The 13,154-nt window shown below is 49.9% G+C and carries 11 protein-coding genes and 1 pseudogene; 7 read left to right on the top strand and 5 right to left on the bottom strand.

Annotated elements, in window-relative coordinates; translation table 11 throughout:
- Nucleotides 1-92 precede the first annotated feature (92 nt).
- The 5 genes and pseudogenes from NQ510_RS17780 to NQ510_RS17760 all read right to left on the bottom strand — a co-directional run.
- Nucleotides 93-890 carry a class I SAM-dependent methyltransferase gene (locus NQ510_RS17780; RefSeq protein WP_034526109.1) on the bottom strand — a complete coding sequence of 266 codons (798 nt, stop codon included), beginning with the start codon at nt 888-890 and terminating at the stop codon, nt 93-95.
- Nucleotides 891-971: 81 nt separating this feature from the next.
- Complete coding sequence (locus tag NQ510_RS17775; RefSeq protein ID WP_005831913.1) at nt 972-2,612, bottom strand: sigma-70 family RNA polymerase sigma factor; 1,641 nt, start codon at nt 2,610-2,612, stop codon at nt 972-974.
- Between the two features lie 71 nt (nt 2,613-2,683).
- On the bottom strand, nt 2,684-3,118 hold the full coding sequence (locus tag NQ510_RS17770) for a Fur family transcriptional regulator (RefSeq protein WP_005831909.1): 435 nt from the start codon (nt 3,116-3,118) through the stop codon (nt 2,684-2,686).
- Between the two features lie 5 nt (nt 3,119-3,123).
- Nucleotides 3,124-5,064, bottom strand: coding sequence for a heavy metal translocating P-type ATPase (locus NQ510_RS17765; protein WP_005831907.1), 1,941 nt, complete (start codon nt 5,062-5,064; stop codon nt 3,124-3,126).
- A 97-nt stretch (nt 5,065-5,161) separates the two neighbouring features.
- Nucleotides 5,162-5,719 (bottom strand): annotated as a pseudogene (locus tag NQ510_RS17760) (hypothetical protein); the annotation flags it as partial.
- Between NQ510_RS17760 and NQ510_RS17755 the strand changes: the two are divergent.
- From NQ510_RS17755 to NQ510_RS17725, 7 genes are all read left to right on the top strand, one after another.
- Nucleotides 5,720-7,177 (top strand): DUF5690 family protein, encoded by a 1,458-nt coding sequence (locus NQ510_RS17755; RefSeq protein ID WP_005831901.1) that lies wholly within the window; start codon nt 5,720-5,722, stop codon nt 7,175-7,177.
- 14 nt (nt 7,178-7,191) lie between these two features.
- Nucleotides 7,192-7,986 carry a phosphonoacetaldehyde hydrolase gene (gene phnX, locus NQ510_RS17750; protein WP_005831899.1) on the top strand — a complete coding sequence of 265 codons (795 nt, stop codon included), beginning with the start codon at nt 7,192-7,194 and terminating at the stop codon, nt 7,984-7,986.
- Between the two features lie 36 nt (nt 7,987-8,022).
- Nucleotides 8,023-9,111, top strand: a complete 1,089-nt coding sequence (locus NQ510_RS17745) for a 2-aminoethylphosphonate--pyruvate transaminase (protein WP_034526107.1) — start codon at nt 8,023-8,025, stop codon at nt 9,109-9,111.
- Nucleotides 9,112-9,334: 223 nt separating this feature from the next.
- Nucleotides 9,335-10,681, top strand: a complete 1,347-nt coding sequence (locus tag NQ510_RS17740) for an MATE family efflux transporter (RefSeq protein WP_005831894.1) — start codon at nt 9,335-9,337, stop codon at nt 10,679-10,681.
- 31 nt (nt 10,682-10,712) lie between these two features.
- Nucleotides 10,713-11,816: a DNA polymerase IV gene (dinB, locus tag NQ510_RS17735; RefSeq protein ID WP_005831892.1), complete on the top strand. Its 1,104-nt coding sequence runs from the start codon at nt 10,713-10,715 to the stop codon at nt 11,814-11,816.
- Nucleotides 11,817-11,853: 37 nt separating this feature from the next.
- Nucleotides 11,854-12,228, top strand: a complete 375-nt coding sequence (locus NQ510_RS17730) for a YccF domain-containing protein (RefSeq protein ID WP_005832831.1) — start codon at nt 11,854-11,856, stop codon at nt 12,226-12,228.
- Between the two features lie 241 nt (nt 12,229-12,469).
- Nucleotides 12,470-13,153, top strand: coding sequence for a hypothetical protein (locus NQ510_RS17725; protein WP_005832827.1), 684 nt, complete (start codon nt 12,470-12,472; stop codon nt 13,151-13,153).
- The last annotated feature ends 1 nt before the right edge of the window (nt 13,154 follow it).

Genomic DNA, 13,154 nt, shown 5'->3' with positions numbered 1-13,154 from the left:
CTCTTTCATCAGGGCTATTCAGAAATTTAATGGTTTCTTCTGAATATATAATCTTAAATTGATGGTTCGGAATCAATTCTAAAGCTGGGAAATCAGTAGTGATTAACAGTTTTAGTCCCTTTCTTTAATATGTAAAAGCAACTTGTACAAAAGAAGTTTCTTATGTACGGGATAGCAGCAATAACTCCGTTGAGCCTTCGTGGGGACAAGCCGAATTTGATTTTATAATGTGGGTTTATAAGGTACAGTCTCCGGTCAATGATTTGATAGTTGGCTTGCCGGGCGATGCGATTGAACAGTTCGATGGTGCATCCGGTGCTCTTTATATCCAGTAGCTCCGTGATTACGCGTTCCTGCTCACCGCATAGTCTTAATATCCATCTGTATAAAGTGCGGGGAAGGAGGTGGAGAAAAGGGAAATGTGAAACAATGTGGCTGTGTGCTATCTGCTGGTGGCCTCCGAATGGCATTTGCCAGGCGGGAAATCCTACAAATATAGCTCCGTCGGCAGACAAATGTTTTTGTAGGCCGGAGAGGAACCGTTCTTTGTCTCTGATATGCTCTATCACATCGTGTAGAAGAATTAGGGGAAAATTCGTAGCCTTGTCCTTAAGCTGGAAAATGTCGGTGGCAATGAACTGTCCCTGCTGATGCCTTTGGGCGAAGAAGGTTCTGGCTTGTTCTATTCGCGTGGCATCAATGTCTACGCCCATCACCCGGCAACCGGCTTCGGCAAAGGGGAGCAGATTGCCTCCCTCTCCACAGCCCACTTCCAGCACTTTATCGGGGATGTGTCCGATGACTTCCTTTATGTAGGGGATATAATAGTTCTTGCTGGTCTGTGACTGTTCACCAAAGTAGCTTTCCCGGTCGGTATGTCGTTTCTGCATGTTCTTTGTTCCTTCTTGAGTTTGATTATCCATATAAATAGATAATCAGTCGGGTAAAAGACTGCGTGGCACATCGTTTTTTTACCAGGAAATGCGGAGGCCTACCGGGAGGGTGAATGTGAACGGATGTTCCTTTCGGATGGTGCGCAGTTGGCTGCCGTCGGGGATATAATAGTTTACAGTCGGCTCCAGATAGATGCCTGCCTGGGGTGTGAGGCGATATTGTATGCCTATACTTGTGTTGACCGACCACTGCCAGGGAGCACTTACCGGCTGGCTGTCGAGCTTGTGTGGAATACTGTCCGTGACATGGAAGCTTTGGAGTGTCCCTTTTATGGGGATATCCACCTGCATGCCTGCCGTGGCATAACTGGAGAAACGTTTGTAATGCCAGAAACGGTAGGAAAGCCGGAGAGGAATGCCGATATAATGCAACTTCTGGTTGTCTTGAATGCGGAATGCTTCGCCGGTAGTGAACTCCGACCTGAGAAGCGTATATTGCAATCCGGTTTCCAGACTCCAACGCTCATTCAATTTCTTGCTGAGAGAGAGTCCCACGACGATGGGGGCATGATGTTGCTGGTTCTCAACAATCCTGCCGCTGTTATTCTGGGCAATCTGCATGAGTCCGATGGAATCTTTTCCCAGAGTACCCTGCTGATAGCGGGTGTGCAGATAAGAATAATACTCTTCCCACGTGCTGACTTGTTGAGGGAAGTCACTTGAAATGCCGTCGGTATGTGGAGTGGCAATCAGCTTATATAAGTTCTGTGCCAGTTGCGGTCCGAGTGAACCTGCCAGCATCAACTTCCATTTTCCGGATTTCTTCTTGCGGGTTGGCGGCATCAGGGAAGGGGAGAAGACGAAAGCCATCTGTCGGTTGGTGATGGTCTGTCCGGTGAATGGAGAAGGTATGGGATATTTGTGGATACTATCTTTCATTGTGGGTATGGCAAGGGGCCATTCTGTGGAAACTGGAACGGGAGGGATGATTCGTTCCCTTTTGTTCAGATTTTCTTTGGTATAGCATTGTTCGTCGGTTCGGGGAGTATCGGCTTTCTTTGTTTGTTGCGTACTCCCGGCTTGCCTGGAAGAAACTTTGGACAAACGGTTTTCCCTGATACTCTTTTTCTCTCTGTACAGATAGTCATATAGCGTTGGAAAGAGAAGCAATACTGTCAAAACAATGAATACACGGTATCCTGCCAGCATCTTTTTAAGTAAAATTTTCGCCCGGAACAATTGGGAGGAAGAGGAGTGTGGCGCTATACCCAGTAAATCTCCGATTTCTTTGTGGGACAATCCTTCCAGTACTGCCAGTTTAAATACCTTGCAGTAGCCCTCCGGAAGGCTCTCCACTATATCCAGCATCTTATCGTACGAAATGAAATCCGGACAAAAAGGATTTTCAGCAGGCTCTTCCTCTTCCGGAATATCTGTCAATGGGATGGTGGGGTTGGCATTGGCATGGTTGAGGTATTGCAGTGCCAGGTTTCTCATAATCTTTTTCATCCAGTATTCCAGTTTCTCCGGGTTGCGCAGCGAATGAATGGAAGTGAATATGATGACAAAACCGTCGTGAAGAAGATCTTGGGCTATCGTTGGGTCGGGAATATAGCGTAGGCATACTTTCAGCATTTTCTCTGAATAGTTTTCGTAGAGCAGGCTCAAGGCCTGCCCGTTTCCCTTCTGGCATAAAGTGACAAGAGCTTTTGTATCCATGTGTTTGTCTCAATGTTATTTCTTAAGGATAGAGAAGAACATGAATGACTGCATGGATTTTTATTTTTTAACTAAGCCTCCCGGTTGACTTCTGCTGCACAGTCCGGACAAATGCCTTTCAGTACATAGTTGATGCTGTTCAGTGTAAATCCTTGAGGCAGCTTCACCACCGGAGTGGGAATGTTGGTGAAGCAGAAGGTTTTGTTGCATTTCTCGCAATGGAAATGGGTGTGCAGGTCGCTTACGTCGCAAGAGCAACTGTCGCTGCACACGGCATACTTGAAGGAACCCGTCCCGTCATCTATACTGTGTATCAGATGATGGGAGAGGAATAGGGTAAGGGTACGGAAGATGGTGGATTTGTCCACCGTATCCAGCATGGTTTCAAGGTCGAGCAATGAGACGGAACGGCCTGCCTGCATCATGGTGCGCAATACCAGGATGCGGATGGCAGTGGGCTGTATGTCCCTTTTGGCCAATAGGTCCAAATATTTCTTTTCTTCCATTTTTTCTATTTAATAAGTTTCTGTATGCGTATGGCGTTCACTATCGCAATGAGGGCGACGCCTACGTCGGCAAAGACAGCTTCCCAAAGTGTGGCGATTCCACCGGCACCGAGGATGAGGACAAGCAGCTTCACTCCGAAAGCCAGCGAGATGTTCTGCCAGACAATCCGGCGGGTTTGCCTGCCCGCATGAATGGCGGTGGCCACTCTCGAAGGCTGGTCTGTCTGTATCACTACATCGGCGGTTTCGATGGCGGCATCGCTGCCAAGTCCGCCCATGGCGATGCCCACATGGCTAAGGGCAAGAACCGGGGCATCATTGATGCCGTCGCCCACAAAGGCTATTCGGTTGGCAGGGTTGCTGCGGAGTGCCTCGATGTGCTTCACCTTTCCGTCCGGCAGCAGGTCTCCGTATGCCTGGGTGATGCCTAGCTTTTCTGCAAAGTTAGTAACAATGGCTTGTTTGTCTCCCGATAATATCTGAATATTATTGATATTTAAAGCTTTTAATTCTTTGACGGCGTTGACGGCATCTTCCTTTAATGTGTCTGATAGCAACAGATAACCGGCATATTTTGTTCCGATGGCGCAGGCCACAATCGTATCGACAATTGATGACAATTCATCGGGATATTCTATCCCGAACTTAGTCAGCAGGCGGGTGTTGCCCACCAGGACACGCGTTCCATCCATAGTGGCTTGCAGTCCGTGGCCGGCAATCTCCGTAACGTCCGTTGTGGCAATCAGCTCTATATCTCTTTGTTTGGCATAGCTTACGATGGCTTTGGCTATGGGGTGCGTACTGTTTCGCTCTGCCGAGGCGGCAAGCTGTATCAACTTCTCTTCCGTAACTCCCGGTTGTGCCTGGCAGGATTGTACATCGAAGGTGCCTTTGGTCAGCGTACCCGTCTTGTCGAATACCACCGTGTCGACTTGGGTGATGGCATCGAGGTAGTTGCTACCTTTGAAGAGGACACCCAGGCGGGAGGCGGCGCCGATGCCTCCGAAGTAGCCTAACGGAATGCTTACGACGAGGGCGCACGGGCAGGAGATAACCAGAAAGACCAATGCCCTGTATAGCCAGTCATTGAAGATGAACGAGAATTGTGCATCTGCCAGCGAATAGAGGAAGGGGAGCAGTACAATCAATGCCGCCAGTCCGGTGACGGTGGGCGTATAGATACGGGCAAACTTACGGATGAAAAGTTCTGCCGGCGCTTTGCGCTCGGAGGCATTCTGCACCAGTTCCAATATACGGGAAAGAGCACTTTTCTCGAAGGGTTTGGTGACTTGGATGCGTACGACTTTGTCGGTCGCAATCATTCCGGCAAGCACTTCCCCGCCCTGGCGGATGTTGCGGGGAACACTTTCTCCCGTCAGTGCGGAGGTGTTGAAGGCGGCAACTTCGTCCAGCATCGTTCCGTCCAGGGGGACGCGCTCTCCGGCTTTTACTTCGATGGTTTCGCCTACCTGCACACGTTGGGGAGCTTCGACAAGTGTACTGCCGTTTCTGATGACCGTTGCCGTTTCGGGACGTACGTCGAGCAGGGCGCTGATGTTACGCTTGGCTTTGTCTACGGCTTTGTCCTGAAAGAGCTCTCCCAAGGAGTAGAAGAGCATGACGGCAACGCCTTCGGGATATTCGCCTATATAGAAGGCGCCGAGGGTGGCGATGGACATAAGGGTGAATTCGCTGAACACGTCCTTTTGCAGGATGCTTTCCCAGGCTTCCCTCATCACCGGGAGGCCTACGGGGAGATAGGCAAGCAAGTACCATATAAAAGGTACATACTCTCCCTTGAAGAAGGTGGTGTCAGTAGCATTCAGGATGAGCCCTCCGAAGAGCAATAGGGCGGAGAGGATGATTCTCCAATAATCTTTCAGCAGACTGTTTCTTTTTTCTTGTATCGCTGTATGTCCGTGTGTGCAGCAGCATTTGCAACTCATATTGTTTCCTCCTATTTTCTATTTTCTGCAGCAAAGGTAGCGGAAAGGAGATGCAACTTGGTTGCAAAGTGAAAATTCCCGGACTGTCCGGGCTGTCTTAGATTTCCAGCATCCGCTTCTCCCGTTCCAGGTCTTTCTCGTTCAGCAGGGGAGAGGGGACGGAGCAGGTTTTGATGAAGTCGCCCGGCTGGCAGGTGTAGTTGTAGTAGGGGCGTTGCTCGTCGGTCAGCTGGTCTTGGGGGATGAGCTGGCCTTTCAGTTCCAGGAAGTCGTCCATGGAGGTGCTGTCCGAGTGTTTGATGAAGAGGATGCGGCGGGCTATGGGGTTGCGGTTGTAGTCCAGACAGAGGTAGAGCCCTTTGAGCAGGTGGGGAAAGTCGTACATGGGCAGTTGCAGGTAGATGGTGAACAAGGCCAGTTGGGGCGCCTCGCGTTCGTTGAAGAAGATATAGGCATTCTGGTGGTTGTTGAAGACAGCAGTGCCGAAGTGGGTGGTGTTGTAGGCGCTCATGTGCACCACTTTGACGTGGTCGTTGCTGTCGGCAGGGGTTATCAGGTAAGGCTCTACCTTTAAGGCATTGGAGGAGGAAGAGAGGCTGTAACTGATGTAGATGCCGCTGTAATTGTACACTTCCTGCGCCGAGTGGAGCATCTCATGAAGTTTATTAATAATGGAAATTCATTTTTGCTGTCAGCACCCGCCTCTATCTTTGCCGCCGAAATCAAGAACCAACTTAAACGACACACTATGTTCAACGGTGAGAAAAAACAGATAATACAGAGCAAGAGACTGGCTGATGCCTTATTCATCCTTTGGGCGGGTGGAGCGGCTTTGCTCTCCTATTCACTGGTCTATGCGCTGCGCAAGCCGTTTACGGCTGCGGGCTTCGACGGGCTCGACTTCTTCGGGATGGATTACAAGACGGCAACCAGCATCGTGCAGATTTCCGGCTATTTTATTTCCAAGCTGATTGGCATCAAGGTAATTTCGGAACTGAAGAAGGAGAACCGTCTGAAGTTCATCATCCTCTCGGTGGCGGTGGCCGAGCTTTCGCTGGTGCTGTTCGGAGCGTTGCCCCGGCCGCTGAATGTCTTTGCGCTGTTCTTCAACGGGCTTTCGTTGGGATGCATGTGGGGAGTGATTTTCAGTTTCCTCGAGGGGCGGCGGGTGACGGACCTGCTGGCGAGCCTAATGGGGCTGAGCATTGCCATCAGTTCGGGCACGGCAAAGTCCGTCGGGCTGTTTGTGATGGAGCATCTCCACATCAGTGAGTTCTGGATGCCTGCCTTTATCGGTGCCTTTGCCTTCCCGCTGCTGTCGTTGCTGGGCTGGCTGATGACGAGAATGCCGCAACCTACCGCGGCAGACCGGGCACTGCGCTCGGAACGGGTGACGCTGGACGGCAGGGCGCGTGCGGACCTCTTCAAGAGCTTCATGCCGGTATTGCTGATGCTGTTTGCGGCAAACTTGTTCATCACCGTCTTGCAGGACATCAAGGAGGACTTCCTGGTGAAGATTCTGGATGTGGAGGCGGCGGGGCTGTCGTCGTGGGCATTTGCCAAGGTAGATGCGGTGGTGACACTGATTATCTTGTTGCTTTTCGGGCTGATGTCCGCGGTGAGGAGTAATATAAAGGTGCTGTGCCTGCTGCTGGTGCTTGTGACGTGCGGCACAGCGACCTTGGGATTCGTGGCCTTCAATTACGATGGGTTGCAACTGCCACCCATGACGTGGCTGTTCCTCCAGAGTTTGTCGCTCTATACTGTTTACCTCAGCTTCCAGACGTTGTTCTTCGAGCGTTTCATCGCCTGCTTCCGCATCAAGGGGAATGTGGGGTTCTTTATCGTCACACTCGATTTTATCGGGTATACCGGTACGGTGGTGGTATTGGTATTCAAAGAATTCTTCAATCCGGACATCAACTGGCTGGATTTCTATAACCTGATGTCGGGCTATGTCGGCATTGTGTGCAGCGTGGCTTTCCTATGCTCGGCTGTCTACCTGGTGCAGCGCTATCGCAAGGAGAATGCTTCGGGACCGTTGGACTCTTCCCTTTTCCGTTTGCGCCGTTGGTCCCGGCCGGGCAATTCCTTGCTTCTTGAGACTGAATAATAATAATATATCGTATGAAAAGAATTGAATGTATCATTATGGACTGGGCAGGAACTGCCGTCGATTACGGTTGTTTTGCTCCCGTCGCCGCCTTTGTCGAGAGCTTTCGGGCCATCGGCGTTCCCGTCACTGCTGCCGAAACACGTGCGCACATGGGGCTGACCAAAGTAGAAGAAATCCGTGCACTGTTCAATATAGAGCGTGTCCGTGCGGAATTTGAACGGAAATTCGGCCGTCCCGCCGGTGAGGAAGACGTGCAGGCACGTTATGCCGAATTCCAACGGGTGTTGTTTGCCTCGCTCGAAGATTATACCGACCCTATTCCCGGTGTGGTGGAAACGATTTCCGCACTGCGTGCGCAAGGTATCCGCATTGGCTCCACCACCGGCTATACCCGCTCTATGATGGATGTTGTGCTGCCTGCCGCCACAGCCAAAGGCTATGCGGTAGATAATTGCGTCACTCCCGACGGGTTGCCTGCAGGCCGTCCTGCTCCCTACATGATATATAAGAATATGGCAGACTTCGCCATCCCCTCCGTAGATTGTGTGTTGAAGTATGGCGACACCATCGCCGACATCAAGGAGGGTATCAATGCCAAAGCATGGACCGTCGGCGTAGTCCTCGGCAGTAACGAACTGGGACTGACACAAGAGGAAGTCTCCTCCTTGCCTGCCGATGAGCTCGAAGCCCGTAAGGCCGATGTCCGCCGCCGCATGCTTGCCGCCGGTGCCCACTATGTGGTCGATACCATTGCCGAGCTCCCCGCAGTCATCGCCGAGATAAACCGTAAACTTGAGATTCTGTAACCCTTATAAACGTATAAACTTAAAAACTCAATGCATATGAAACCCTACATTCTCCTTACCCCCAGCCCCCTTACCACCTCACAAACCGTCAAGGAAGCCATGCTGACCGACTGGTGTACTTGGGACGAAGCCTACAACCTCCACATTGTGGAAGAAATCCGCAAGTCCCTCGTCTCCCTCGCCACCCAGCATACCGGCGACTATACTTCCATCCTCCTGCAAGGTAGCGGCACGTACTGTGTGGAAGCCGTCATCGGTAGCGTCATCAAGCCTGGCGACAAACTTCTCATACTGAGCAACGGCGCCTACGGCGACCGCATGGGCAACATCGCCGAGTATCACGGCATCTCGTACGACATGCTTGCTTTTGACGAAACAGAGCAAGTCTCCGTCAGCTACGTCGACGACTATCTTTCGCACAATGCCGAAATCACCCACGTTGCCGTGGTGCATTGCGAAACCACTACCGGCGTGTTCAATCCCCTCAAGGAGATAGCCCACCTCGTCAAGATGCACGGCAAGAAACTGATTGTAGACGCCATGAGCAGCTTCGGCGGTGTTCCCCTCGATGTACACGAACTGGGCATAGACTTCCTCATCAGCAGTGCCAACAAGTGCATCCAGGGCGTTCCGGGGTTTGGCTTCATCATCGCCCGCCGTTCCGAGCTGTTGCACTGCAAGGGCGTCTCCAAGTCACTCTCTCTCAACATTTACGACCAATGGGAAGCCATGGAGAAAGGACATGGCAAATGGCGTTTTACTTCTCCCACACACGTGGTCCGCGCCTTCAAGCAAGCCATGGACGAACTGGCAGAGGAGGGCGGTGTGGAGGCCCGTCACAACAGATATTGCGAGAACCACCGCGTGCTGGTGGACGGCATGCGTTCCCTCGGTTTCCAAACGTTGCTGCCGGACGAGATTCAATCGCCCGTTATTACTTCTTTCCTCTATCCTTATGCCGATTTCAACTTCAAAACTTTCTACACACAACTGAAAGAACGTGGATTTGTCATCTATCCGGGAAAGATTTCGCAAGCCGACACTTTCCGTATCGGCAATATCGGAGATGTTCATCCCGAAGATTTCCGGCAGCTGATAGAGATAATTCGCGAGTGTAAATACTAAGCTCCGAATCTGCATAGATTTAATCGTTCCATCGTGGAGGAAAAATCGTTCCACCATGGTGGAACGATTTTTTCCTAGTGGTGGAATAATATTTTCCCCATGATGGAACGATTTGTCCTTCGCCTTCCTTCTCCTTAAGCTTCCCTATTAAATTTGACCTTCGTCAAGTCTGTAAACGCTATCTTTTCGTATTTTTGCACCCAATTTCGGAGGTATTAGATTTATGGCAACATCCAGAGAAATGACGGAAGGACGGGCTCTTCCGTTGATTTTCAACTTTACTTTGCCTTTACTGCTCGGCAATCTGCTGCAACAGACCTATTCATTGGTAGATGCAGCTATCGTGGGGCGCTTTCTGGGTATCAACGCCTTGGCTTCAGTCGGGGCAAGCACTTCGGTCGTTTTTCTTATTCTGGGATTCTGCAATGGCTGTTGCGGAGGTTTCGGCATTCCCGTGGCGCAAAAGTTCGGTGCGCGGGATTATGTCACGATGCGCCGTTATGTGGCTGTCAGCCTGCAGCTGGCTGCGGTGATGTCTGTTGTCATTGCCGTGGTTACCAGCATTTACTGTGCAGATATTCTGCACATGATGAGTACGCCGGAGAACATATTCACGGGAGCCTATTATTACCTGCTTGTCACGTTTATCGGGGTTCCCTTTACTTTCTTCTATAATCTGCTGTCCAGTATTATCCGTGCATTGGGTGACAGCAAGACGCCGTTTTGGTTTCTACTTCTCTCTACGGTACTGAATATCCTGCTCGATTTGTTCTGCATTCTGGTACTGGGTTGGGGAGTGGCAGGAGCTGCCATCGCTACCGTATTTTCACAAGGCGTCTCGGCCATATTGTGCTACATCTATATGATGCGTCGTTTCGACATTCTGAAGACAACGCCAGCCGAGCGGAAATTCGACGGTGCTTTGGCACGCATACTGATGTACATCGGCGTACCCATGGGACTGCAATTTTCCATTACTGCCATTGGCAGCATTATGCTGCAAAGCGCCAATAATGCTTTGGGTACGGCTTGTGTGGCTGCATTCACGGCAGCCATGCGTATCAAGATGTTTTTCATGTGTCCTTTCGAGAGTCTGGGCATGGCAATGGCCACCTATAGCGGGCAAAACTACGGTGCGGGCAAGCCGGAACGTATCTGGATGGGAGTCAAGGCAAGCACCCTGATGATGATTGTTTATTGGGCGTTCACTTTCTGTGTACTGATGTTCGGTGCCAGGACTTTTGCCCTGCTCTTTGTAGATGCCTCTGAGTTGGAGATTTTAAAGAATACGGAGTTGTTCCTGCACATTTCCGTTTCCTTTTTCCCGGTTCTGGGACTGCTCTGCATCCTGCGATACACTATCCAGGGGGTGGGATATACCAATCTTGCCATGCTTTCCGGTGTCTCGGAGATGATTGCCCGGATACTGGTCAGCCTGCTGGCTGTTCCGGCTTTCGGCTATCTGGCCGTGTGTTTTGGTGACCCTACTGCATGGATTTTTGCAGATGCCTTTTTAATACCAGCCTTCATTTATGTCTATCGGCGGATACTTCGGATGAAGAAAAATTAGTGTATCTTTGTATCGGGGAGTTGAAAGAAGAATGACCGGACGAAAAATTATACACATCGATATGGACGCATTCTACGCCTCCGTAGAACAGCGTGATAATCCTGCATTGCGGGGCAAGCCCATTGCCGTGGGCCATGCGGAGGAACGGGGAGTGGTGGCGGCAGCCAGTTACGAGGCACGGCGTTTCGGGGTGCGTTCTGCCATGTCGTCACTGAAGGCAAAGCGGCTGTGCCCCCAACTTATCTTTATCCCGGGACGGATGGAAGTCTACAAATCCGTTTCCCGCCAGATACACGAAATCTTTCATGAATATACGGATGTCATCGAGCCCATTTCGCTGGACGAGGCTTTTTTGGATGTGACGGAGAATAAACCGGGCATTCCATTGGCTGTAGACATCGCGAAGGAGATAAAGCGGAAGGTGCGGGAGAGGTTGAATCTGGTGGCTTCTGCCGGCATATCCTATAATAAGTTTCTTGCCAAGATAGCCTCGGACTACCGCAAGCCGGACGGGCTTTGCACCATACATCCTGCCCAGGCGCTGGACTTTGTTGCCCGGCTGCCCATTGAAAGTTTCTGGGGAGTGGGACCGGTAACGGCGAAGAAGATGCACACTTTGGGGATTCACAACGGGGAACAGCTGCGTATGCAGTCTTTGGAGATGCTGACCCGCGAATTTGGCAAAGTGGGGACAGTCTATTATGATTTTGCCCGTGGCATCGATACCCGTCCGGTAGAGGCTGTCCGCATCCGCAAGTCTGTGGGTTGCGAACATACGTTGGAGAAGGACATCAGCAAGCGTTCATCCGTCATTATAGAGCTGTACCATGCGGCAGTGGAGCTGGTGGGGCGACTGGAGCACACCAATTTCCGCGGGAATACGCTGACGCTGAAAATCAAGTTTCATGATTTTAGCCAGATTACCCGCAGTATGACCCAAACAAAGGAGCTGGGTGCCCTTGACGTGATTCTGCCTTTGGCAAAGCAGTTGCTGCAGGAAGTGGATTATGAACATCATCCTATCCGTTTGATTGGACTTTCCGTTTCCAATCCCCGTGAAGAGGAGGAGAAGGGAGTCTGGGAACAACTGAGTTTTGAATTTAGTGACTGGGAGACGGACCATTCAAATAAATAATGCTATATTTGTGTTCAGTATTAAAAAAAGGAAAGCTATGGGCTGTTTTATGAATATTTTGTGGTTGATGTTTGGAGGTATCATCACTGCTGTGGAGTATCTTATTGCAAGTTTATTGATGATGTTCACCATTATTGGCATCCCTTTCGGTATGCAGACCTTGAAAATGGCAAGCCTTGCCTTGTGGCCTTTCGGCAAAGAGGTTCGTAGCGGGGAACGTTCCAACGGTTGCCTCTATGTGCTGATGAATATTCTTTGGATATTCTTGGGCGGCATTTGGATTTGCCTTTCGCACTTGGGATTCGGGTTATTGCTGTGCATCACCATTATAGGCATTCCTTTCGGTATCCAACACTTTAAGCTGGCAGGGCTGGCATTGACTCCTTTCGGGAAGGATATTGTTGCGGCTTGAGCGATTGTGCTGTATCGTTTTTTTATAAATATATGTAAGTATAATTGATGGTGGAGGATGAATGGTGCTTTAATCTTATTGTAATGTGCTTCTGCTTGCATGCTAAATGTTTAGCTTTGTGTTTAGCATCCGATTATGGCTCTATTTTTTGTTTTTATTTGAATTATATATAATAATAATTTTATTTTTAAAAGTGAAATGTTATATTTGTGATTATCCTCACCTATAACACTTCACATATATGCGAAAAACACACCTTTACACGCTACTATGCGTCCTATGTTTTCCATCTTTGGTTTGTGCACAACAAGCCGTTTTTGATGAATTCAGAAAAGCGGCAGGAGATTATGCTGCTCTTTACTCCGGTAAGGCAGAGGAAAATTATAACCAGCAGAAGTATCTTAACCATCCCTATTGGAATACGGATGAATTTCGCGAGGGGGCTGTCTGTTATGGCAGATGGCTTTACTCGGATTTGCAGCTCCGTTATGATACCTATAAAAAGAGTCTGATTGTGGTTACTCCGGAGAAACGGATAACCTTGCAGGTAGATATGCGGAAAGTGGATTATTTTGTCATAGAAGGACAGAAGTTTGTACCGCAGGGTGACTGTTTCGCTGCGTTGCTATATGATAGTCCGCAAATGTGCCTGACACAGTATATCGTATCCACAATGGAGTCTCAGGTGAAGAAAAACGATCTTTATTACAGCCGGTTCAAGAAAAAGAGCTATTTCAGTCTTCGCAGTGGCGGAACCGATTATGTGATAACTTCCCGTTCGGGTTTCTTGAAACTTTTTCCTACATACAAGAAGCAGTTGAAGGCTTATTGCCGGAAAGAGCGGCTGGACTTCAAGGAAGATGGCGGTGTCCGGGCAATGACTCGGTTAACGGAATATATTGATTCCTTAATTCATGGAAAATAAT

Origin of the sequence: Bacteroides uniformis, from assembly GCF_025147485.1 — a bacterium.
GTDB classification, from domain to species: Bacteria; Bacteroidota; Bacteroidia; order Bacteroidales; family Bacteroidaceae; genus Bacteroides; species Bacteroides uniformis.
This window is presented reverse-complemented; position numbering and strand designations above follow the sequence as displayed.